The sequence below is a fragment of the Clostridium bowmanii genome (genome assembly GCF_018861315.1).
Lineage (GTDB): Bacteria > Bacillota > Clostridia > Clostridiales > Clostridiaceae > Clostridium_AD > Clostridium_AD bowmanii.
On record NZ_JAHLDL010000002.1, the window covers coordinates 1 to 22,660 of the forward strand.

Sequence of the window (22,660 nt, forward strand, 5' to 3'; positions counted from 1 at the left end):
AGATAATATTTGATTATATACAAATCTACAACATCCAAAGGTTTTGCCCATCTGAATTTCTTGAAGCTCAGTAGGATATATTCTATATTTAGATCCTTTTAACATAGATAAATTCACCTTCTTTCTATAAGTTAATTATACCATTTAAACGCAGTGGTATCAACACTTAGTATGTGTAATTTACTTATATTTTATACAATAATACTTAACACCACTAACTCATGACTGAAGTAACGAGAGTGCGTGGCGAAATCTTCAAAATGGTGTTGATAAAGGAAAAATAGGATTTAAACGAAAACATGTAAGATGTTAAAGTACCCATAGGGGGTTAGCAGCATAACAACGAGATGCCTTGCTATCAATACAAGCTTAATAAAGCAACCCAACATATAATTGTATGGGTTTTCTTTATTTTCTAATTTATTTTATATTTATATATTGCAATATATGCCAAGTTATTCTATATTTAAACAATATTAGTTTATATTTAAATCATTGTTAATTTTACATAATTTATAGAAATACTTTTAGGAGTAATATAGGGGGAGTTATTATTATGTTTTAAAAAAAGACTAACACACAATTCTTTGATGATTTTATTAAAGAAATGCACAATCAAGAACAACTTGGATATAATGATACCCGTGATTTTCCAAATACAGTGGAAGCTTGGAGTGACAAACTTCATCCGGAGGATAAAGATTTTACATTAGGGGAATTTGGTGCATGTATCGCAGATACTACAGGCAGAAAAGAATATGATGTAAATTATCGTTTGATGACAAAATCAGAAGGATATAAATGGTATAGAGCTGCAGGGAGAATTGAACGAATCGATGGTGGAAAACCATCTATGTTTATTGGGATTTTTGTAGACATAACGCAGGAACAAGAGAATCAACGTTTATTAGCTATTTCGGCACAGAGACATGATGCGATTGATTCTGTTCTTACAGAAGGTTCGTGGAGCATGGATGTAATTGGAAAAGACCCATCAAATCCCAATAATGAATTCTGGTGGTCGGATCAATTTAGAAAATTATTGGGTTATAATGACGAAGCAGATTTTCCTAATGTACTCAATTCGTGGAGTGATAAATTACATCCACAGGAAAAACAGGCTGTATTAGATATGTTTAATAAGCATATTGTGGATTATTATGGGAATACACTTTATGATTTAGAGTACAGGCTTATGCATAAAGATGGTCTGTACAGATATTTTAAAGCAGTTGGAAAAACTATTAGGGAAAGTGATGGAACACCTATTGTTGTCGCAGGTGCGTTACAGGATATAACTGAAATGAAGAAAAGTAAGGAAATATTTGAAGCTGATATGGGAAGTCATATCGATGATTTGTCAAAAGGATTATCTGAGATTTCTTTAACGGTAGAAGATGCTACCTCGCAGGTTCAGGAAATTGCACTTCAACAGGAAAATATAACAGCAGCAGCAAAAATAGTAGGTGAAAAAGTAGGTAATACCTTAGAAATAATTGGATTAATACAGAAAATAGCAAGTCAGACAAATCTGCTCTCACTAAATGCATCTATTGAGGCAGCTAGGGCAGGTGAGGCAGGAAGAGGCTTTACCGTTGTTGCTAATGAAGTAAGGAATTTGTCTCAATCCAGTAACGAGACTTCTAATCAGATATCTGCAAGCCTAAATGAAATGAAAAAATCCATAGATGATATTTTAGAGAAGATTGTAAGTATTAACGATTCCATTTTATCACAAACCTCTAACATGGAAGAAATTCATGCAACGGTAGAAGAATCAAATGCATTAGCGGCTCAAGTACGAGAGATAGCGGGTACAGTATTTAAATAGGATTTACGATCAAAGCGAATTTGGTACAAGCGATGGTTGCAAAGTTTTCATTTTTAATTTATTATGTTATTTAGTAATGATAATAGTTGCTATCATTACTAAATAATATGTAGAGAGAGGTAATTAAAATGGCTTTTGTGAAAATGAGTGAATTAGCCTTCACGGAATTTAAAAAGTTTCTTAAGGGAAACAATGTAACATCAAATGAAATAAGAATTAATTTAACAGGTAATGGCTGAAGTGGCCCTGTATTTAATCTTGTTCTGGATGAACAAAAGGAAGATGACAATATTGAGAAATTTGAAGATATTAAATTAGTAGTAAAAAAGAGTGTTAATGATGAATTTGGAACTTTAGTAATAAAATGTGGTGAGGAAAATGATTTAGGTGGTTTCTCTATCGAACTAGAAAATAAACAAGAAGGCGAATGTGCTAGTTGTAGTAGTTGTAATTAAAAATTCAATTAATGCTTCATACAAAAATTTATTTTAAAATTAAACTTATTATTCAGAAATGCAGTTATGAAAGTCCTCTAATATAGGGGGCTTTTTGATTTTTTATTATAAAATTTTTTTAATTACGATTGACTATATGGTATAGAAATAAGAAGCAATTAAAGTTGCCACATTAAATGAAATAAATTGGTATGGAGCGAGTATTAGAAATCGTATACAATGAATTCATAAGGTAGCTGAGGAGGTTAATGAATTGGTTACACTTAGTAATAGACAAACAGATATTATAAATTTTTTATCAAACCAAAATACTTATATAACAATAAAAAACATTTCAAAGATGTTTGATATAAGTGAAAGAACAATAAGAAGTGATTTGCACTCTATTCAATATGCATTGAAGGAATATAATGTTTTTTTAGAAAGAAAACCAAGAGTTGGAGTAAAGCTGAATTTTGATGAAGGGGAAATTGAAAAATTTTTAAATATGCATGAGCATAAAATTTATTCAGCCCAGGAAAGAGTACTATTTGCTTTGATTATCATTATGACAAAAGAAAAAACAACATTTGAAGAATTAGCAGAGAAATTACAAGTATCTAAAAATACAATAATCCAAGATTTAAAGTCAGCCAAAATATTATTAAAAGAGTATGATATTAAAATTGAAAAGAAATCATATTATGGAATATTCTCAGAGGGAAATGAAGATGAAATCAGAAGCTATTTATTACTGTTATATAAAAAATCTACTAAGTATATTCAGTTAGATATAAACAAATATCTCATCGAATGCCTTAGGTTAGATAATAATGATATTAGAAGATTTACAGAAAGTATTGAAATTTTGGCTAGTGTTAAGTATTCAGAAGAAGGTTTAGATGAACTAGAGGTTTTGATAAAGTTCTCACTTTGTAGAATCAGTATTGGAAATACTGTTAAATATAGCAGTGATTATATTAAGCAGCAGAAAGTAAGTGAAAATTATGCAATATTAAAAGATTGTGTAAAAGACTTAAATTATAAGATTACAGAAAGTGAAATATGTTATTTGTTAAAATTATTTAGCGGAGCTAAAAGTACATTAGGTAATTTTATAACTACAAACTCAGAAGTTGATAAATTAACAGCTAATATTATTAAGGATATGTGTGATGTCATTAACATTAATCTAATAGAGGATGTAGATTTTAAAGAACAAATGTCAATTCATTTAAAAGTAGCAATTTTTAGATTAAAAAATAATCTTCTAATAGATAATCCAATGCTTGAAGAAATAAAGTATAAAATGTCTTTTATTTATAGTATCACAGAAAAAATACTTTCAGAGTATGAAAGTGTATTAAAAATTAAGTTTCCAGAATCAGAAATTGCCTATATAGCAATGTATTTTGATGCCTTATATGAAAGAAATGTAAAAGAAAAGTTTTCATATAAGGTGTTAATAATATGTAATGGTGGACTTGCTACATCAAGTCTTTTAAAGACAAGAATAAGAGCGATGATTCCAGAAATTGAAATTTTAGGTATATGTAGATTAAGAGATGTAGAAAGCAGTTTAAAAAATTATGATGTTGATTTTTTAATCAGTACAGTACCTCTTGTCTTAGATAATTACAAAGTAATACAAGCTAATCCACTTTTAGAATTAGCTGATATAGAAAAAATTAATAAAGAAATATTTAGTAGAAGATATGAAAAAAATTGTAAATTTCTTGTGGAAAAAGTTCGGAATAAAAGTCAAAATGGTTTAAGTAAAATACTACCCCAAAAATATTCACAAATAGGTGTAGAACTAAAGGATTGGCAAGAAGCTATAAGTGTAGCCGCAGAACCGTTAATTGAAAATGAAAAAATTAAAAGGCAGTATGTTAGTGAAATAATTAAAGTTATAGAAACCTTAGGCAACTATATGGTATTTATACCTGAAATAGCTTTTGTTCATGCAGAACCTACTTTTGTTATAGAAAATTCAGTAAGTGTTCTAGTGTTAAAAAAACCAATTAAATTCGGAAGTCAGAAAGAGACGTTAGTAAAAGTAATAATTGTCTTAGCGAACAAAAATGAAAATATGAATTTAGTAAATTTAATAAATATCATAACAAAGGAAGGCAATATAAAAAAGCTAAAGCAAGCTAATTGTTATGAGGATATAGAAAATATTAAGTAGTAGTTGGGAGAGGATCAAACATGTTCGTAGAGATTATTGATAAAGTAGATAATTATGAACAAGCAATAAAGATTTCATGTGATATCTTGGAGAGAAATGGAGTTGTAGAAAGTAGGTATTATTATTCAATAAAAACTAAAATTAAGGAATTTGGTTCATACTTTTGCATTGGAGATGGGATATGTATGCCTCATGCAAGACCAGAAGATGGAGCTTTAAAAGAAGGCCTTTGTGTATTAAAACTTAATAATCCAGTAGAGTTTGATGGAAAATTAATAAATGTATTTTTCACATTATCAGCAAAGGATAGTGAGTCTCACATAGGTTTAATAAGAAAAATTGCTGAGGTATGTATGAATAAAGAAAAATTAAACATTATTAAAAATTCAAAAAATAAAAAAGAAATTATGGAGGTAATGTAAAATGAAAAAAATTATGGCAGTATGTGGCTCAGGATTAGGTTCAAGCTTTATGGTGGAAATGAATGTTACGGAGATTTTAAAAGAATTAGGTGTAACAGACCAATATGAAGCATTTCATACATCACTTGCAGACGTAACAAGTGGGGATGCAGATATTTTTGTTACAGGGTTAGACCTTGCAGATAGTGCAAGTCATTTACCAAACCTTATAGTATTAAATTCAATAGTGGATAAGGATGAATTAAGAGAAAAAATCAAAGAAAAAATAAACTTATAAAGTATGAAGAAAAATTTATGAAAATCATTGTGATTTAATAAATTTGAGGAGGAATAAATATGAATGGAATTTTAAAAGTCTTTGTTGATTTTTTATCACAACCAGCGATAATTATAGGAGTTATTGTTCTTGTAGGATTATTACTTCAAAAGAAAAGTGCAGACGTAATTGTCAAATCAACATTAAAGGCTATGGTAGGTTTTGTAGTTATACAGGCAGCAGCAGGGGTTATTGTTGGATCCTTAAATCCATTTGGTGTTATGTTTCAACAAGGATTTCATGTTTCAGGAGTTATACCAAATAATGAAGCAGTAGTTGCTATGGCTTTAAAAGAATATGGTACACCTACAGCTTTAATTATGACATTCGGTATGGTAGCAAATATATTTATAGCAAGAGTTACAAAGTATAAATATATATTTTTAACAGGACATATTACATTATATGGAGCATGTATGATTTCAGTTATACTAGTTTCATCTGGAATGACAGGAATACACTTAATATTTACAGGAGCATTAGCCCTAGGTCTTATGATGGTAATCTCACCAGCTATACAACAACCTTTCATGAAGAAAATTGTAGGAAATGATAGTGTAGCATTAGGACATTCAGGAGGAGCTTCATATGCACTTGCAGGATATATAGGTAAAATCGTAGGCAAGGGGTCAAAATCTACAGAAGAAATGAATGTTCCAAAATCATTAGGCTTCTTAAGAGATTCAGTTGTATCTATATCATTAACAATGGTAATTCTTTATATAATAGTTGCTATAGCCGCAGGTAAAGAATTTGTAGAAACTAACATTTCTAGTGGAAATAACTTTATAGTTTATTCTTTAATACAAGCATTAACTTTTGCAGCAGGATTTATATTAATACAAAATGGTGTTAGATTAGTTCTTAATGAAATAGTACCCGCATTTAAGGGGATTTCAAGTAAATTAGTGCCAAATTCAAAGCCAGCATTAGATTGCCCAATTGTATTTCCGTATGCACCAAATGCAGTAATAATTGGATTTATAAGTTCTTTCGTAGGTGGAATAGTTTCAATGTTTGCACTTGGAGCAATGGGACTCGTAATAATAATACCAGGAGTTGTTCCACACTTTTTCTTAGGAGCTACATCTGCTGTATTCGGTAATTCAACAGGGGGTAGAAGAGGTGCAATTATAGGAGCATTTGTAAATGGTATCATAATATCATTCTTACCAGTTGCATTATTACCTGTATTAGGTAAGCTTGGAATAGCAAATTCAACATTCTCTGATACAGACTTTGCACTTTCAGGAATATTCTTAGGTAAACTGCAAGGATTTATCGGAGGAGTAGGTTTAACAAGTGTACTAATTGGGATATTAGCTATTATGGTTATTTGGACAGTTGTGACTAAAAATAAAAAAGTGGATGATAGTGCTAAGGCTAAAGTAGATTAATACACATGAAAAATGGTGATTGGAAAGAAAGATGCTAAGATAATTACTACGGATAATAGCACAGTTGAGGTAGGTTAGGAAAATGGAGTCAGTAGATTTATCTACTGGCTCTCATCTTTTGCTTAGGGATAAGTATTATATTGATATGAAAATAATTCTTGAAATATGTTTTGGTAGCCATGGATAAATTTATTTAAATAGTAAACACTAATACATATTAAAAGCATGTAGGAGAGATATTATGGATAAGGATGATTTAGTAAGAAAAGTTTATGAAATTAGTGATAGATATAATGTTATTTTAAAGGGGAATATAAAGCTATCAAGAGATGTTAATTGCATATTGTTTGCTCATTATTGCAAGAGCACCTTATTTTATAAGGACTTCTTTAGAGTGTCTTATGATATTTTCAATGTAAATAGAGTTGCCAGTAAGAATTTAAAAGAAATAAAAAAGATTTTGAAGTCAGGCGGTTGCAAGAAAGTATGGACAAAGGGCATTTTTTCTTTTTACGGAGATCTAAGGCCATTAGCTGTAGAAGCAGGATTTGGGAAATGGGGAGATAAGGGTATAATTGAAAATGAAGAATATGGGTCGAATTTTTTAATTACGGCAATATTTTATAAGCAGTGAGATATATTAACGATATAAATTGTTTTAATTGTTAAGTAGAAACTGACTGGCATTTATCAAGCGGAAGAGAGTTTACGATAAAGGGAATTATCGCTTGCTAAATTGAGACTTAAACAAGGTTAGTATACACCGCCCTACAAAATTTGAATTGTGTAGGGCGGTGTATTAATTTTTTTAGCACCATGAGATTCCATTTTTTCAATGTAAGTTCTAATCACCGGTACGGTGAAAGCAGTGTTACCCATATCCACAGTCACCTTGCTGGAATTGGTAGTGAAGCGGACAATTAATTTTAAAAATGGTAATCTAATTTAAAAAGATAAAAATAGATAGATTGACTAAACAACATTAAAATAACTAAAACTTCATTTTAATAAAATATATAGACAAACACTTGACAAAAGTACAATAAAATCGTATAATGTTTATAGAGAATAAATTTATCCTTTGGAGGTGTTAAGATGAGTAATCTTAAAAATGAATTTTAACGGAGATAGGCTTAAAATAGCTAGAATATATAGAAACATGACTATAAGCGATTTAGAGAAAAAGATTAGTGTTACTAAACAAGCTATTTCACAATATGAAAAAGGTACAATATCACCAAAATCAGAGGTGTTATTTCAATTAGTATTTGTCCTAAGGTTTCCACTAGATTTTTTTTATGAAGTAGATAAGAGGACTACTAAAATTGAAAATACATTTTTCAGATCACTATCAAGTGCTAAGACATTGGATTTAAATACTCAAGAGGTAAAAGCAGAAATAATTGTTAGGTTATATAACTTCCTTAATGACTATGTAAATTTTCCAAAACTTAAGCTACCTGCTATTGATTACAAAAATGTTATAGATATTGAGGACGTAACCTTAACACTTAGGGGTTTCTGGGGATTAAACAATGACCCAATAGAAAACATTGTTGGCTTATTAGAAAAGAATGGGATAATTGTATCATCTTTAGCCACTGATACAACAAAAATTAGTGCATTTACCCAAGTTCATAAAATTAATGACCATCATCAATTTTGTGTAGTGCTAGGGAATGATAAAAGATCTATGGTTAGAAGAAATTTCGATGCTGCACATGAACTAGGACATATTATACTTCACAGTAAATTGATTAATATAAAAGAATTATCAAAAGAAGAATTCAAAAAAATGGAGGTTGAGGCAAATCAATTTGCAACGTCATTTTTATTACCCAAAAATAATTTCTTCGCAGATTTAGTAAACCCAACAAACCTTGAAGCATATTTGAACTTAAAGAAAAAGTGGAAAGTTTCTGTATCAGCAATGGTCGTGAGAGCAAAGCAATTAGGTAGAATTAACAGTCTTCAGTATCAAAACCTAATGAAACTAATTTCATATAAAAAATGGGTAAAGGTTGAGCCTTACGATGATGTTTGGCAGATACAACCCCCTCAATTATTTAGAAAGGCTATAAAGATTCTTAAAGAGAGTAATGTTCTCACAGGTCAACAATTAATGACCGAACTATCTAAGTATAAATTTACTATTAATGTTGACGAAGTAGAAGTTCTTCTTGACTTAGAACCTGGAACTTTAGTTGAAAAAAGATCCGAAAAAGATAAGGGATTGATATTATCGATAAAAAGCGATTAACATGTTTAAAGTTAGAGAACTTTTAGGGGTGAACACATAATAAATAATACTTAGATAGTAAATCAAAATACCTATAATTTTTGATTCAATTAGTAAAAGGAGTTTTAATTTATGATATCTAATAAAGACCTACTGGTCAAAATGAAAAATGCTGCTAATAACAGCATTATATGTGAAAAAGGACTTGAAATATACTATATGGGTAAGATGCAAGCTTTTATGGAAGTTTATTCTAAGGATTTAGCTAATTATTACATTTTTTCTGATGTATATGAGCATAGAATTATTTTTGAAGGTATAAGAGAAGGTGTACTTCCAACATATTATAATAAGTCGTAATACAACTAAATCTCGATTTAGTAATAGTTAAATTATATAATTAATTTGTAAAACATAGTTATAAAATAAGCTCCAAGTCTTGAAAAATACGGACTGGAGCATTTATTTTATCTATTATAACAAAGAAAAGGCTGTGAGGGTATATAACTTCACAGCCTTTATTATTAAAGTAAAGGGGGACTTCGCTTTAATTAGTTTCTTAATCTATTAATTTAGTAACTTATTAATCTAACAACTTATTAACCTATAAGTAGATGATACCATAGAAATATGTCGAAACAATGAAAAAAATGTAAAACATTTATAAATATTATATAAAAAATCGTGCATAATCTAAAATTCAAGAAAAGTATCATGTTATGCACGATACTATAATTATGTAATCGACTTACAAAAAAATAAATAGTATGATATTTTCTGATAGTAGATCAATTCCTCAAATTGCACTAAATAACTCTTAGATAGTGTTATGGGATTATTAAATGGAATGAATTAAAAAGAAATGTAGGACCTGGTAATGTAGGAATAGATATAGGAACTCAAACAATTGCAAGCTCGAGCAAGTATGATGTTAAATTATTAGAATTATGTCCTCAAATTAATAAATTTCAGCATATAAAAACTAAATTATCAAGGAAATTATATAGGCAAAGGCATGCTAATAATCCTAATAATTATAATAATGATGGAACTGTCAAATTTGGTATTATGATTAATTGAAAGAAAAAGAAATTAATGTGGGTTAAATCTAATAAATATATTAAGACTCAAGCTGAATTGTGGGATATTCAAAGCAAACAAGCTGATCTCAGGAAACATTCACATGAGAAATTGGCAAATTATATAATTTCATTAGGTGATAGAATTTTATTTGGAACCATGAATTATAGTGGATTACAAAAGAGAAGCAAAAAAACTACTACAAATGATAAGACATAACTTAAGCTTCTCTAACTTTGCCAATAAAAGCAATACATAGTATACCTTTTCCTGTATGAGTACCTATAATTGGACCAACATAGTTAATTATCACATTTTTTACTTTAACTTGACTCATTACTAAACTCTTCAAATGCTCTGCATCTTCTAAACAATCACCATGATTAATAAAAATGGTCTGTTCTTCAGGATTAATAACTTTGTCTTTAAATTCTTCTAATAAGACCCTAATGGATTTTTTTCTTCCCCTTACTTTTTTTACAGTAACTAGTTTTCCGGTATTATCAAAGTCTAAAATAGGTTTAATCTCTAATAAAGTCCCTACAGTGGCACTTGTAGCAGAAATTCTTCCTCCTCTTTTTAAATGCTCAAGGCTATCAACAGTAAACCAAAGGTTAACCTTGAGTTTGTTATCTTCAATCCAGTTAATAATATTTTCTTTGGATTTGCCTTGCGCTAACATCTCACATGCATAATAAACTAATAAACCTTGTCCAGCTGTAGCTCTTCTTGAGTCAATAACAGTTATATCTGCAGAACTGTTTTCTTCTATTATTGTTTCTCTAGCCCTAACTGCATTATTGTAGGTCTCGCTTAGACCAGATGAAAAAGCTATATATATTATAGAGTAACCTTCAGAAATATATTTTCTAAAATATTCTTCAAACTTGTAGGGTGTAATCTGGGATGTAGTTGGCATTTCACCTTTACTTAGTTCATCAAAAAATTCTTTATAACCTATTGATTTAGTGAGGTTGTCTTCATAATCTATTCCTTTTAAATTAAAATAAAATGGAATAGTAGAAATATTATTCTGTTTTATGTATTTAGCTGAAAGATCACAATCAGAATCGGTAACAATTAATGGTTTCATTATAAATTCCCTCCAAAGTTCATTATAACTATTAAGACATTTATTAAGTGAAAAATTTAATTTCTACGTTCGATTAATGAATTATTTTACCATGTTTTTATTAACATGTCAATTTTAAAACTAGTACTTTTCTAGTCTCTGGAATGGTGTCAGACCTCATAGAAAAACTAGCAGTTCGGTTTAATAAATTTAAGCACCAATATTTAAATTACAGAACAATCAAACTTATGATTATACTGCAGTTTATTTGTATCATAAAACAGATTATACTGCTTATTCATTGGTAAAAATTACACCTATTCTTTACTTTACATGGGTTATAATTCATGATAAAATTTTCCCTGTAGCGTTTTTACGTATAATTATACAAAGTAGGGGAATAAACAGTAAGCTAGTAGCGCAGCTAAAATAGCTGCGTATTGTTTCGTCTCTTTTTAACTATTAGGAGGAATAAATTATGAAAAAACTAATGAGAAAGTGGAATCAAATCAGTTTGGTAAAACAAATTATAATAGGTTTGATTATGGGTATTATTTTAGCTATAACAATTCCACAACAAGCAAAACCAATTATCATTTTTGGATCTTTATTTGTAGGTGCTTTGAAATCGATTGCGCCTATATTGGTATTTTTTTTGGTTATGTCTGCCATCTCTCAACACAAGAGTGGACATCAAACAAACATAAAATCGGTTATCGGACTTTATCTTTTAGGAACATTCTTGGCTGGATTGGTGGCAGTTGTTGCAAGCTTTATGTTCCCTGTAACATTAACACTAACAGAAGGTGTTAAAAATGTTACACCTCCTGGAGGTGTCGTAGAGGTTCTTAAAGCATTACTGCTTAATGTAGTTGATAACCCAGTAAAAGCACTTTTTAATGCTAATTATATCGGCATATTGTCTTGGGGGTTAGTTCTTGGTTTGGCTTTAAAAAATGCTCCTGATTCTACAAAAACAATGATTACTGATTTTTCAGATGCAGTAACCCAAATGGTTAGGTGGGTTATAAACTTTGCACCACTAGGAATCATGGGTCTCGTTTTTGATGCTATTGCTACAAATGGAATATCAGCATTACTAGGCTATGGACAATTACTTGCGGTTCTGATTGGTTGTATGGTCTTTGTGGCTCTTGTTGTCAACCCAATCATTGTGTACATAAATATTCGTAAAAATCCGTACCCACTTGTACTTAAGTGCTTAAGAGAAAGCGGTATTACTGCCTTCTTTACACGTAGTTCAGCTGCAAACATTCCTGTAAATATGAGATTGTGTGAAGAACTAGGTTTAGATAAGGATACGTATTCAGTTTCTATTCCATTAGGTGCTACGATAAATATGGCTGGTGCAGCTGTTACTATTACTGTTTTGACACTTGCAGCAGTAAACACACTTGGAATTAAAGTGGATATGCCTACTGCATTAATACTCAGTATACTGGCAGCTGTATGCGCTTGCGGTACATCAGGTGTAGCTGGTGGTTCTATATTACTAGTGCCTCTAGCGGCTAGCTTATTTGGAATACCAAATGAGATTGCTATGCAAGTAGTTGGTGTAGGGTTTATCGTAGGTGTTTTACAAGATTCTTGCGAAACGGGACTTAACTCTTCCACAGATGCACTATTCACTGCGACAGCTGAATTTGCTAAGTGGCGTAAAGAAGGAAAAGAAATCGATAGCAAGAAAGTTGCGTAAAGAAGGCAGGTTAAAATACCTGATTTGACACCATAAAAAACATCAAGATTTTATAATCTTGGTGTTTTTTTTATTTAGTGTGTGTATATATTTGTGTATTATTCTTATTTACTGTAATAATTGTACTGTTATAAAAATTTTGCTTAAAACCACATATAATTAAAAATAAATTATATAAAATAAATATTGTTCACAAAATCTACATAAAAATATGGTACGATGTAATCAATGAAAGTTACCCACCCCCCATATGGGGTGGGTAAAATTAGATTAAAACATTTCTCTTTGTGAGATATTAAGAAAGGAGCAATTTAATTGAATAAAGAGCAAGAGCTAGCAATTCAATCCCTTAAAACATCAAAAGGACAAATTGAGGGAATAATAAAAATGATGAATGAAGGTCGGTATTGCATAGATGTATCAAATCAAATAATTGCGGTACAATCTCTACTTAAAAAAGCGAATATGTTAATTTTAAAACAGCATCTTAATCATTGCGTAAAAGACGCATTTATGAATAATACGGGCGAGGATAAAGTTGATGAAATAATTGATCTACTTGCTAAATTAATTGGCAATAAATAATATAAGGAGGAACTTAATATGGCAAATAAGGCACTTAAAATAGAAGGCATGACCTGTGCGGCCTGTGCAAGAACAATAGAAAGAGTTTCAAAAAAATTACCTGGCGTCGAAGAGGCAAGTGTAAATTTTGCTACAGAAAAATTAAATATAAATTATGATGATGCATTGATAAAATTAGAGGATATACAAAGTGCAGTTGAAAAAGCTGGGTATAAAATAGCAGTTCAAACTACTAATAAAACACTAAAGCTAGAGGGCATGACCTGCGCGGCATGTGCAAAGAATATAGAGAGAGTTTCTAAAAAATTATCAGGTGTAATAGAGGCAAATGTGAATTTTGCTACTGAAAAACTAACTATTTCTTTTGAACCATCATTAATAAGAACATCGGACATAAAGAAGGCAATAGAAAAAGCTGGATATAAGGCTCTTGAGGATGAAAGCAACGTAGATATGGATAAAGAAAAAAAGGAAAAAGAAATAAAGGCTCTATGGAACAGATTTCTGATATCTGCAATTTTTGGAGTTCCATTGTTATTAGTTGCTATGGTACCAATGATTGCTTTAAAACTTAATATTATGTTGCCTGAAGTTATTGATCCAATGATGCATATGAAAGTTTATGCGCTTCTACAATTAGCGCTTGTTCTACCAATATTGTATACAGGTAGAAAATATTTTATAGTTGGATTTAAATCACTATTTAGATTAAGTCCCAATATGGATTCATTAATATCAATGGGAGCATCTGCTGCATTTTTATATAGTATATTTGCAGTATATGAAACATTGATTGGCAACACTGGATATGAGATGTATTTTGAATCTGCAGGTATAATTTTAACCCTTGTAACTCTTGGAAAGTATTTAGAAACGGTAACTAAAGGAAAAACTTCTGAGGCAATTAAAAAACTCATGGGACTTGTACCTAAAACCGCAATTATAATAAGAGAGAATCAAGAAGTTGAGATTTCAATTGATGAAGTAGAAGTTGGGGACATAGTAGTAGTTAAACCAGGTGAAAAAATGCCTGTAGATGGTGCAGTGGTAGAAGGAACTACATCTGTAGATGAATCAATGCTTACTGGTGAGAGTATGCCAGTAGAAAAAAGTATTGGCCATAAAATAATTGGTGCAAGTATAAATAAAAATGGTTCTATTAAATTTAAAGCAACTAAAGTTGGTAAAGATACGGCCCTTGCACAAATAATAACATTAGTTGAAAATGCACAAGGATCAAAAGCTCCAATAGCAAATATGGCAGATGTTATTTCAAGTTATTTTGTACCTGTGGTTATAGGGCTTGCCTTAGTTTCATCAATAGCTTGGCTACTTGCTGGCCAATCCGTAGTATTTTCATTAACAATATTCATTTCAGTGCTTGTAATAGCATGTCCTTGTGCTCTTGGTCTAGCAACACCTACAGCAATAATGGTTGGGACCGGAAAAGGTGCAGAATATGGGGTACTTATAAAAAGCGGTGTAGCTCTGGAAACTGCACACAAGATTCAAACTATAGTATTTGATAAAACTGGAACACTTACTGAAGGGAAACCAAAGGTAACTGATATAGTTACGGTAGAGGGTACTTCTCAGAATTATTTGCTCCAAATAGCTGCATCAGCTGAAAAAGGCTCTGAGCATCCATTAGGTGAGGCTATAGTTAAGGGAGCAGAAGAGAAATCCTTAGAGGTTAAGAAAGTAGAAAATTTTAAAGCCATACCTGGTTATGGAATAGAAGTTAGTATAGATGGTAATAAAATAGTATTAGGAAATAGAAAGCTTATGTGCGACCGTAAAATATCCTTGGATACATTAGAAGTGGTTTCAAATAAACTTGCTGAAGAAGGCAAAACTCCTATGTATATCGCTATAGAAAATAAGCTAAGTGGAATCATTGCAGTTGCTGACACTGTTAAAGAAAACAGTAAAAAGGCAATAGAAAGACTTCATAGCATGGGAATAGAAGTCGCTATGATCACTGGTGACAATAAGAGGACTGCGGCAGCTATTGCGACGCAAGTTGGTATTGATATAGTACTGGCAGAAGTTCTGCCAGAGGATAAAGCAAATGAAGTTAAGAAACTTCAAGCTGAAGGTAAAAAAGTTGCTATGGTTGGGGATGGAATTAATGACGCACCAGCACTAGCTCAAGCAGATATTGGCATAGCTATAGGATCAGGTACAGATGTAGCAATGGAATCAGCAGATATAGTGCTAATGAGAAGTGATTTAATGGATGTACCTACAGCGTTACAGTTAAGTAAGAAAACTATTACAAATATTAAGCAAAATTTATTTTGGGCTTTTGGGTACAATATATTAGGAATACCTATTGCAATGGGAGTGCTACACTTATTTGGAGGTCCACTTCTAAATCCTATCATTGCAGCTTTGGCAATGAGTTTTAGTTCAGTTTCAGTTTTAACAAACGCATTACGATTAAAAGGCTTTAAGCCATTAAGATAAAGTTTCTCTTTATAAGAGAAAATTAGTTTTGAAAGGGGAAATAAAAATGAAAAAGAAAATATACATCGAAGGTATGAGCTGTGGACATTGCTCAAATCATGTTAGCGAGGCCTTAAAGGACATTGGAGGAAAAGGTATAGAGGTAAATCTTGATAAAAAGCTTGCTACAGCTGAAATGAGCGACGGTATTACAGACGAAGCCATTAAAGTGGCTATTGATGAGGCAGGATATGAGGTTGTAAAAATAGAAATAGCTTAGGTAAAATATAAAACTTAAATATTAAAAGGTTCAAGTATTATACGTAATGTATTACTTGGACCTTTTATTTATTCACATAATGTTACTCTGTATAGAGGAAGTTGGAAATTAATGAAGAAATATAGTCTATGTATACTTAAATAAATGATAATTACATACTTTTATATTATGTGTCCATTAGACTGAAATTATTTACTGCTTTTACCAAGTCACAGGTACCTTGGTTGGTCACGATATAGTTTTCTAAAATATTATGTTTGCAATTTATTTAATTTGTTCATGCCCCCACGGGAGTCTTTAATTAATAATTTAAAAAAATTTGAGAACAATATATATAAGGCTAAATTTTTTTCAAGACAACTAAACTCAATCATTAATAATAAAGACCGTCACCTTAGTGATGGGAGGTTCACGGAAAGGAATATAAAAAATATGGAAAAAACGACAAGTAGAAAACGTTATAAATGGTGGAGATTATTAATAAAAGGGTTAATAATATACATAGTAGGCTTAGAAGTTTTGGTATTAACGCAAAATCCAAATTTATTTCCATCAATAGTGATGCTGGGCAACTTCCTTATACCAGTTATCTACGTGGCTTTTTTATATCAAAAAAGAAATTTGAGCAATGTAAGTATGCCTATGACACTTGCAGGTTTCTTTTATGGTGGGTTTTTAGGAGTGTTTGCTTCAGCAATGCTTGAACCAATTTTTATCCATAACTTAGAATTTTCAACAGCTATATTTGTAGGTATAATTGAAGAATTTGCAAAAATCGTTGGAGTACTAGTTATTTTCAGAAATAGAAACCATGACCTTCAGCTAGATGGGTTAATTATTGGAGCAGCCGCGGGAATGGGATTTGCAGCATTAGAGAGTTCAGGCTATGCCTTTACTACGTTTTTAAATAGTGGTGGAAGTTTATCATCTACTGTTTATATAACACTACTTAGAGGGATATTATCTCCACTAGGGCATGGTACTTGGACAGCTATTTTAGCAGCTGTACTTTTAAGAGAAAGTGCCGCGAGAAAATTTACATTAAATTTAAGGGTTATTGGAGCATATGTTACGGTGGTTTTGCTACATGGACTTTGGAATGGAATGCCTTCAGTAATTGGATTGTTTACATCTTCCACAACTGTTATTTTTATCGGACAGTGCATCATTGGTGTTCTTGGCATACTTATATTGATTATGTTGTGGTTTAAAGCAAAAAAACAGGCGCGAGAACGATTAGCAGGGAATTAATATTGTTAGTATATTTTCGTCAATTTATCCTAATCATAAAGTAGTAAAGTAATAAAATAAAATTACATGTGAGGATGGTGAAAAAATGAAAAATACAAAAATTGCTTCAATATTAATTAGTGTCAGTATGACTATTATAGTATTTTCTGGTTGTAGTAATAGTACAAAAATACCAAATGTAGTTACGAAACAACAAATGAATAACACTATAAAACCTAATCAATCTAATTCAACAGCTATGAGGGAACTTTATTCTAAGACCCTTAAAGAGTTAGTTACTGCAAAGACAATAACAAAGACCCAGTCAAGTAAAGTGCTTTCAGCAATAACAAGCAATATGACACCTAATACAGTAATGACACCCAATACAGTACCGACACCTAATACTGTAATGACACCTAATACAGTAACGACACCTAATACTGCAATGACACCTGATGCAGTAACGACACCTAATACAGTAACAGCACCTGATACAACACCTATTATTAAAAGGATAAGCTCATTAGTGAAAAGTAAAGTAATCACTCAAGCACAAGCTAATACTATAAACCTCAAAATTCAAGAAGCTATGAAAAATATTCGAAGTAATAAGTAAGTATTTATAATTTTATAAAACAGGTTTAAGGAACTAGAGTTTAATACTCTAGTCTTTTAATTTTACTGAAAAGTGTAATAAATTTGTTGAATTTACTTTGGTTGAAAACTAAAGAGCATCCTCTTTTAATAAATCCTTAAAATATGACACTGGCATCGGCTTTGCATAATAGTAGCCTTGTGCTAAATCACAACCAATTTCACGTAAAAACTCTACGTGATCCTTTGTTTCAACACCCTCTGCTACTGTCTCTATTTCTAATTCCTTTGACATTGCAATAATGCTTTTAATAATTATTTTTCCGCGGGCAGTATTTAAGGTATCTTTTAAAAATTCACGATCGAGCTTTATGACATCTATAAAAATATCTTTTAACACATTTAATGATGAGTATCCTGAACCAAAATCATCAATTGATATTCTAAAGCCAATATTGTGAAGTCTTCTTGTGACATCAAGTACAATATCTATATTATTGGAAAATACACTTTCTGTAAGCTCGAGTTCTATGACTTCGGGCTGAATATTATATTTATCAAAAATAGATTTCAAAGTATCTACATATGCTGGATTATTAAGATGAAGTCTTGACTGATTTATAGATACAACAAGAGGTTTGAGGCCTTCCAATGCCCATTCCTTTTGTAATTTACATATTTCTTCAAAAACATACATATCAATTTTAGTAACGAAGCCATTTTTCTCGAAAAGAGGAATAAAGTTGTCTGGCATTACAATCCATTTTTGGGGGTGTTGCCAGCGAATCAATGCCTCCGCACCTGCAATTTTTTCTGATTTAAAATCATATTTTGGTTGCAAAAACACCTTAAAATCTCCATTTTTTAAAGCTTCATGCATTTCGTTTTCAATACTACTTTCCATAATTATTTTGTTGCGTATATTATCATCATAGAAAGAATATGCACTGGTGTAGCCTCCCTTAATCATATTAACCGCAAGGATTGCTCGGTCACTCATAGTATCCAATGTCATATCAGTATTATTGATTACAAAAATACCTGAACATATAACTATATTAAAATTAGTTAAAAACTCAAAACTTGAAATTTCTTCGTTTATTTTGTTAAATCTGCTTTCTAGTTTATTTTTATCTGAGTATTCAAGGAGAAGAAAGAACTTATCGTCTGTAATACGTGCGAAAACCTCGTCTTGATTGATCTGTTGGGATAATACGTATGCCATATGCTTTAATAGAGAATCACCCTGTTCATGACCAAAAAGGTCATTAATTAATTTAAAATTATCAATATCCAGTACGATAAAAACATATTGATTTGCATCATCTTTAATGAGCTTTTCAGCATGTAGTTTAAAGGAGTTTTTATTTGCACCATTGGTTAATTCATCAGTATATATAAGATTTTTGTTTTCCTCCTTTAATTTGAGCTCCTGCTCTTTCCTAGCTGTTATGTCAAAAATTATTCCAGCTATAAATTCAGGTTTTCCATCAATACCTCGTTGTGTTATCTTACCTCGATCATAAAACCACTTCCAGCTTTTATCCTTAGCTTGGATGCGATACTGAGTCTCGTAAGTACTAGCTTTGCCTTGTATATGAAGGATCATGGCATTCATCGTATTCTGGTAGTCCTCTGGATGTATTTTATCTGTAAAAAATTGATAAGTTATTTTTTCTGGTATATCTTCCATCCTATAACCTAATGTAGTTACCTTTAACTTATTAAAAGAAACAGAATTAGTTTTCAAATTGAAATACCAGTGCCCTAAATTTCTAGACCAGGCAAAATCGAGCCTACTTTCCTGTTCTTTTTCTTTTAAAAGTTCATTATTAATCATCTCAAAATCAGTTATTCTATCAATTAGCGCTTCATAGGTATATTTAGAATAATCCATATGATTATATCTCCTTCACATTTATTTAAACGAGCAAGGGATTCAGCCTTGATTTGTATTTGCGACCTAATAATAAGCTATTTTGTATTTTATTACAACGTATATTATTGAAAGACTCCTAATCTTAATATCTCTTATTCTATCCATAAAGGTAAAATATTTAAAAGTTGCAACAGAAAAACCGTAGTCAAAGCAGTGCGGTGAATCGTACTGCTGGGTGGGTGACTGCTGTTAAAAATACTGCAGGAAAATCTCAATTATGACTGATATGTAATTGACAAACTAACAATGTAGATATATCATATAGTTAGACAGGCTAACTATGTGGAGGGTTAAATGGAGATTAATATTATAAATAGTGCGGATGCAGTAGGTATGTTTTGCCGGTTCCAAATGAACACAAAAAGAGATATACCTATAAGACCAAGCGAGATGGGGGTACTAATTTTCACACAAAAGCAAAGCGTCCCTGTAACACCATTGATGATCAGCCAATTTTTTAAAATTGCAAAACCATCGGTGACTTCAATGATAAATGCACTAGTTAAACATTACTATTTGACAAAAAAACCATCTGTAATTGATAAAAGAAGTTATACTCTTGAAATTACTGAAAAGGGTAATAGTCTTGTTGAATCTACTTTTGTTGAATATTTCAAATTCATCGAATTACTTAAAGAAAAAATGGGAGAAAATAGATTTAATCAATTTATTGAGTTAATACAAATTGCTAATGGCATATTAGATGAGGTGAAATAAATGAAAATACTTGTTACTGGAGCATCAGGTAATGTAGGAAGTTATGTAGTGAAGGAATTATTAAAAATGGGTGAGGATGTTGTTGCAGCTGGAACAGATATAAAAAAGCTTCAAAAGATTTTTGGTGATAAAATCAAATTTGCTGAGTTTGATTTTACAAGACCGGAAACATTTGAAAAAGCACTGGATAGTGTTGATAGGATATTTTTAATGAGGCCGCCACATTTGGGTAAACCCGAAGATTTATATCCTTTTATAGAAACAGCTAAAAAACATTCTATAAAGCTTTTGTCTTTTTTATCCTTAATGGGCATTGAAAAGAACAAAATTCCGCCACATCATAAAATTGAAAAGTACATTGAAGAATTGGGTATTCCATTTGCGCATATTCGCCCGGGGTTTTTTATGCAAAATGTTTCAGGGATACATTCCGAAGAAATTAAAGAGAAAGATAAAATATTTATACCAGCTGGGAAAAGTAAGACCAGTTTTATAGATGTTGCTGACATTGGACTGGCAATAGCAACTGTGTTACATGAACCAGAAAAATACAAAAATACAGAACACACTATTACCGGACCAGAAGCATTAGACTACTATCAAGTTGCAGAGATTTTAAGTAATTTAACGGGCAGAAAAATAGCTTATGCTAGGCCTGGGTTTTTAAAATATAGAAATTACTATATTAAAAAACGTGGATTTGATAAAGGATATGTAAACATTACTGTGGCACTTTATTTTATGACTAGAATGGGTACAGCAAAAGCGATAACAAATGAGTTTTTTAATCTCACAGGAAAACAGCCAAAAACCTTTGAGGAATTTGCAAAGGAAAATATTAGTGCTTTTATTAAGTGAAGGGGCCAGCATTTACAATTTATTCATGTCCCCCGGGTGTTTTTATGAGTAAGCGAATTTGCTAGAATAAAGAAAAGGCTGTGAAGTATAACTTCACAGCCTTTATTATTAAAGTAAAGGGGGACTTCGCTTTAATTAATCTATCAATTTAATAACTTATTAACCTATAAGTAAATGATAACATATAATTATGTCGAAACAATGAAAAAAATGTAAAGTATTTATAAATAAACTTCTTTCACATACATTCCATAGCTTTGGTTATATTAATATTGGAATATCAATTTTTAAAAGGCAAATTTTTTTAATAAAGGAGGATCCTACAATGGCGCATATAGACAAAAAAAACAATCAAGAAAGTAAAAAACTTGGTCAAAACACAAAAAAACAATTAGCTGAAATGAAGGTAGAAGCTGCGAGTGAAATAGGATTTTCTATACATTCTAAAAAAAATGCAAAAGTTAAAAATAAATATTCCTAGATTTTATAAGGGAGATGCAATAAGACATCTCCCTTATAAAAATAAGAAGCAGATGGTTTAAACTTATGCTTATTTATATATTAAATTTATATTTTTCTTTCCTCTGTATATCTAAAAACACTATTATATGGTTTCCTAATAAATCTAGCTGCTTTTTTCTACAATCTGAATCTTTAACCCATTTGGATCTAAAATAAAAAAATACTTTATATTTGGATTTGGCTGAAATGGACCACTTTGAATTTCTATTCCTTTTTCTTTAACCAAGGTCATCATCTCATCCACTGAATTAAATTGAAATCCTAATGAAATATCTTTACCTAAGGTTACTTCATTCAGATCACTATTATGTACTAACTCAAGCTTCGTTTCTCCGTCGCCTAGAAATGCTATTTCCATTTTAGGACCTGCCTTAAACCTTCTATCTATAGTTAGCCCAACTATATCCTCATAAAACTTTAAAGATTCCTCCATATTATTAACCATTACGGTACTCCAACAAAAACCCATAAAAATCTTTCCTTTTATTATTATATTATATTACGCATAGCAAATATTAATTTCCTTTTTTTAAATTTGTTTTTCTTCCATGATTAATTTCTCTTTTCTGAATTACAATTGTTTACTATTATTATACTATAAAAATGCTAAGAAATGTTGCAAGCCTGAATTGCTTTTTTCCTTTTGCATATAGTGATGTTTAATATTATTATACATTTAGTTACATGATAATATTAAGTTTGTATGAAATGTGTCGATAAATAAGTGACAAGGTAATATGTTTTGTTTAAATTAAAAGATACTCAAGAAACATGCAAATTTTAAC

Annotated in this window: 23 protein-coding genes; 19 read left to right on the forward strand and 4 right to left on the reverse strand. The window is 30.7% G+C overall.

Annotated elements, in window-relative coordinates; all coding sequences use genetic code 11:
- On the reverse strand, positions 1–105 hold a 105-nt coding region (locus KPL51_RS01255), incomplete at its 3' end, for a helix-turn-helix domain-containing protein (protein ID WP_216156750.1).
- Positions 106–607: 502 nt separating this feature from the next.
- Between KPL51_RS01255 and KPL51_RS01260 the strand changes: the two genes are divergently transcribed.
- The 10 genes from KPL51_RS01260 (at position 608) to KPL51_RS01300 (ending at position 10,129) form a co-directional block, all read left to right on the forward strand.
- Positions 608–1,831 (forward strand): methyl-accepting chemotaxis protein, encoded by a 1,224-nt coding sequence (locus KPL51_RS01260; RefSeq protein WP_216156166.1) that lies wholly within the window; start codon positions 608–610, stop codon positions 1,829–1,831.
- A 128-nt stretch (positions 1,832–1,959) separates the two neighbouring features.
- Positions 1,960–2,070 (forward strand): iron-sulfur cluster assembly accessory protein, encoded by a 111-nt coding sequence (locus KPL51_RS24660; protein WP_512699083.1) that lies wholly within the window; start codon positions 1,960–1,962, stop codon positions 2,068–2,070.
- A 469-nt stretch (positions 2,071–2,539) separates the two neighbouring features.
- The gene (locus tag KPL51_RS01265; RefSeq protein ID WP_216156169.1) at positions 2,540–4,456 is read left to right on the forward strand and encodes a BglG family transcription antiterminator; all 1,917 of its coding nucleotides are present in this window, start codon (positions 2,540–2,542) and stop codon (positions 4,454–4,456) included.
- Positions 4,457–4,476: 20 nt separating this feature from the next.
- Positions 4,477–4,878 carry a PTS sugar transporter subunit IIA gene (locus KPL51_RS01270; RefSeq protein WP_216156172.1) on the forward strand — a complete coding sequence of 134 codons (402 nt, stop codon included), beginning with the start codon at positions 4,477–4,479 and terminating at the stop codon, positions 4,876–4,878.
- A gap of 1 nt (position 4,879) precedes the next feature.
- Positions 4,880–5,155, forward strand: coding sequence for a PTS sugar transporter subunit IIB (locus KPL51_RS01275; protein ID WP_216156175.1), 276 nt, complete (start codon positions 4,880–4,882; stop codon positions 5,153–5,155).
- A gap of 59 nt (positions 5,156–5,214) precedes the next feature.
- A complete protein-coding gene (gene ulaA, locus KPL51_RS01280) occupies positions 5,215–6,591 on the forward strand; it encodes a PTS ascorbate transporter subunit IIC (RefSeq protein ID WP_216156177.1) in 1,377 nt (458 codons plus the stop codon).
- Positions 6,592–6,832: 241 nt separating this feature from the next.
- The gene (locus KPL51_RS01285) at positions 6,833–7,225 is read left to right on the forward strand and encodes a hypothetical protein (RefSeq protein ID WP_216156180.1); all 393 of its coding nucleotides are present in this window, start codon (positions 6,833–6,835) and stop codon (positions 7,223–7,225) included.
- A 477-nt stretch (positions 7,226–7,702) separates the two neighbouring features.
- Positions 7,703–8,851 carry a helix-turn-helix domain-containing protein gene (locus tag KPL51_RS01290; RefSeq protein WP_216156183.1) on the forward strand — a complete coding sequence of 383 codons (1,149 nt, stop codon included), beginning with the start codon at positions 7,703–7,705 and terminating at the stop codon, positions 8,849–8,851.
- 111 nt (positions 8,852–8,962) lie between these two features.
- Complete coding sequence (locus KPL51_RS01295; protein WP_216156186.1) at positions 8,963–9,190, forward strand: hypothetical protein; 228 nt, start codon at positions 8,963–8,965, stop codon at positions 9,188–9,190.
- A 735-nt stretch (positions 9,191–9,925) separates the two neighbouring features.
- Positions 9,926–10,129, forward strand: a complete 204-nt coding sequence (locus KPL51_RS01300) for a hypothetical protein (RefSeq protein WP_216156189.1) — start codon at positions 9,926–9,928, stop codon at positions 10,127–10,129.
- 1 nt (position 10,130) lies between these two features.
- On the opposite strand, the gene KPL51_RS01305 is transcribed toward KPL51_RS01300, so the two are convergent.
- Positions 10,131–11,003, reverse strand: coding sequence for a DegV family protein (locus KPL51_RS01305; protein ID WP_216156193.1), 873 nt, complete (start codon positions 11,001–11,003; stop codon positions 10,131–10,133).
- A 457-nt stretch (positions 11,004–11,460) separates the two neighbouring features.
- Between KPL51_RS01305 and sstT the strand changes: the two genes are divergently transcribed.
- The 6 genes from sstT (at position 11,461) to KPL51_RS01335 (ending at position 17,861) form a co-directional block, all read left to right on the forward strand.
- Positions 11,461–12,699, forward strand: a complete 1,239-nt coding sequence (sstT, locus tag KPL51_RS01310; protein ID WP_216156196.1) for a serine/threonine transporter SstT — start codon at positions 11,461–11,463, stop codon at positions 12,697–12,699.
- Positions 12,700–13,014: 315 nt separating this feature from the next.
- The gene (locus KPL51_RS01315; protein WP_216156199.1) at positions 13,015–13,284 is read left to right on the forward strand and encodes a metal-sensing transcriptional repressor; all 270 of its coding nucleotides are present in this window, start codon (positions 13,015–13,017) and stop codon (positions 13,282–13,284) included.
- Positions 13,285–13,302: 18 nt separating this feature from the next.
- Positions 13,303–15,753, forward strand: a complete 2,451-nt coding sequence (locus tag KPL51_RS01320; RefSeq protein WP_216156202.1) for a heavy metal translocating P-type ATPase — start codon at positions 13,303–13,305, stop codon at positions 15,751–15,753.
- A gap of 46 nt (positions 15,754–15,799) precedes the next feature.
- Entirely contained in the window at positions 15,800–16,012 is a 213-nt protein-coding gene (locus tag KPL51_RS01325) for a heavy-metal-associated domain-containing protein (RefSeq protein ID WP_216156205.1), read from the forward strand.
- 432 nt (positions 16,013–16,444) lie between these two features.
- Complete coding sequence (locus tag KPL51_RS01330) at positions 16,445–17,263, forward strand: PrsW family intramembrane metalloprotease (RefSeq protein WP_216156207.1); 819 nt, start codon at positions 16,445–16,447, stop codon at positions 17,261–17,263.
- 85 nt (positions 17,264–17,348) lie between these two features.
- Entirely contained in the window at positions 17,349–17,861 is a 513-nt protein-coding gene (locus KPL51_RS01335; protein WP_216156210.1) for a hypothetical protein, read from the forward strand.
- A gap of 108 nt (positions 17,862–17,969) precedes the next feature.
- On the opposite strand, the gene KPL51_RS01340 is transcribed toward KPL51_RS01335, so the two are convergent.
- Positions 17,970–19,736 carry a bifunctional diguanylate cyclase/phosphodiesterase gene (locus tag KPL51_RS01340; RefSeq protein WP_216156213.1) on the reverse strand — a complete coding sequence of 589 codons (1,767 nt, stop codon included), beginning with the start codon at positions 19,734–19,736 and terminating at the stop codon, positions 17,970–17,972.
- A gap of 336 nt (positions 19,737–20,072) precedes the next feature.
- Between KPL51_RS01340 and KPL51_RS01345 the strand changes: the two genes are divergently transcribed.
- The 3 genes from KPL51_RS01345 (at position 20,073) to KPL51_RS01355 (ending at position 21,834) form a co-directional block, all read left to right on the forward strand.
- Positions 20,073–20,495 carry a MarR family winged helix-turn-helix transcriptional regulator gene (locus KPL51_RS01345; protein WP_216156216.1) on the forward strand — a complete coding sequence of 141 codons (423 nt, stop codon included), beginning with the start codon at positions 20,073–20,075 and terminating at the stop codon, positions 20,493–20,495.
- Positions 20,496–21,353, forward strand: a complete 858-nt coding sequence (locus tag KPL51_RS01350) for an SDR family oxidoreductase (protein WP_216156219.1) — start codon at positions 20,496–20,498, stop codon at positions 21,351–21,353.
- A 325-nt stretch (positions 21,354–21,678) separates the two neighbouring features.
- Positions 21,679–21,834, forward strand: coding sequence for a small, acid-soluble spore protein, alpha/beta type (locus KPL51_RS01355; protein ID WP_216156222.1), 156 nt, complete (start codon positions 21,679–21,681; stop codon positions 21,832–21,834).
- A 144-nt stretch (positions 21,835–21,978) separates the two neighbouring features.
- On the opposite strand, the gene KPL51_RS01360 is transcribed toward KPL51_RS01355, so the two are convergent.
- Positions 21,979–22,344: a VOC family protein gene (locus KPL51_RS01360; RefSeq protein WP_216156226.1), complete on the reverse strand. Its 366-nt coding sequence runs from the start codon at positions 22,342–22,344 to the stop codon at positions 21,979–21,981.
- Between the last annotated feature and the right edge of the window lie 316 nt (positions 22,345–22,660).

Bases quoted from the DNA above. Each gene is read 5' to 3' on its own strand.
- KPL51_RS01260 (WP_216156166.1), top strand. From the start codon at position 608: ATGCACAATCAAGAACAACTTGGATATAATGATACCCGTGATTTTCCA.
- KPL51_RS24660 (WP_512699083.1), top strand. From the start codon at position 1,960: ATGGCTTTTGTGAAAATGAGTGAATTAGCCTTCACGGAATTTAAAAAG.
- KPL51_RS01270 (WP_216156172.1), top strand. From the start codon at position 4,477: ATGTTCGTAGAGATTATTGATAAAGTAGATAATTATGAACAAGCAATA.
- KPL51_RS01275 (WP_216156175.1), top strand. From the start codon at position 4,880: ATGAAAAAAATTATGGCAGTATGTGGCTCAGGATTAGGTTCAAGCTTT.
- ulaA (WP_216156177.1), top strand. From the start codon at position 5,215: ATGAATGGAATTTTAAAAGTCTTTGTTGATTTTTTATCACAACCAGCG.
- KPL51_RS01285 (WP_216156180.1), top strand. From the start codon at position 6,833: ATGGATAAGGATGATTTAGTAAGAAAAGTTTATGAAATTAGTGATAGA.
- KPL51_RS01290 (WP_216156183.1), top strand. From the start codon at position 7,703: ATGAATTTTAACGGAGATAGGCTTAAAATAGCTAGAATATATAGAAAC.
- KPL51_RS01295 (WP_216156186.1), top strand. From the start codon at position 8,963: ATGATATCTAATAAAGACCTACTGGTCAAAATGAAAAATGCTGCTAAT.
- KPL51_RS01300 (WP_216156189.1), top strand. From the start codon at position 9,926: ATGTGGGTTAAATCTAATAAATATATTAAGACTCAAGCTGAATTGTGG.
- KPL51_RS01305 (WP_216156193.1), bottom strand. From the start codon at position 11,003: ATGAAACCATTAATTGTTACCGATTCTGATTGTGATCTTTCAGCTAAA.
- sstT (WP_216156196.1), top strand. From the start codon at position 11,461: ATGAAAAAACTAATGAGAAAGTGGAATCAAATCAGTTTGGTAAAACAA.
- KPL51_RS01320 (WP_216156202.1), top strand. From the start codon at position 13,303: ATGGCAAATAAGGCACTTAAAATAGAAGGCATGACCTGTGCGGCCTGT.
- KPL51_RS01325 (WP_216156205.1), top strand. From the start codon at position 15,800: ATGAAAAAGAAAATATACATCGAAGGTATGAGCTGTGGACATTGCTCA.
- KPL51_RS01330 (WP_216156207.1), top strand. From the start codon at position 16,445: ATGGAAAAAACGACAAGTAGAAAACGTTATAAATGGTGGAGATTATTA.
- KPL51_RS01335 (WP_216156210.1), top strand. From the start codon at position 17,349: ATGAAAAATACAAAAATTGCTTCAATATTAATTAGTGTCAGTATGACT.
- KPL51_RS01340 (WP_216156213.1), bottom strand. From the start codon at position 19,736: ATGGATTATTCTAAATATACCTATGAAGCGCTAATTGATAGAATAACT.
- KPL51_RS01345 (WP_216156216.1), top strand. From the start codon at position 20,073: ATGGAGATTAATATTATAAATAGTGCGGATGCAGTAGGTATGTTTTGC.
- KPL51_RS01350 (WP_216156219.1), top strand. From the start codon at position 20,496: ATGAAAATACTTGTTACTGGAGCATCAGGTAATGTAGGAAGTTATGTA.
- KPL51_RS01355 (WP_216156222.1), top strand. From the start codon at position 21,679: ATGGCGCATATAGACAAAAAAAACAATCAAGAAAGTAAAAAACTTGGT.
- KPL51_RS01360 (WP_216156226.1), bottom strand. From the start codon at position 22,344: ATGGGTTTTTGTTGGAGTACCGTAATGGTTAATAATATGGAGGAATCT.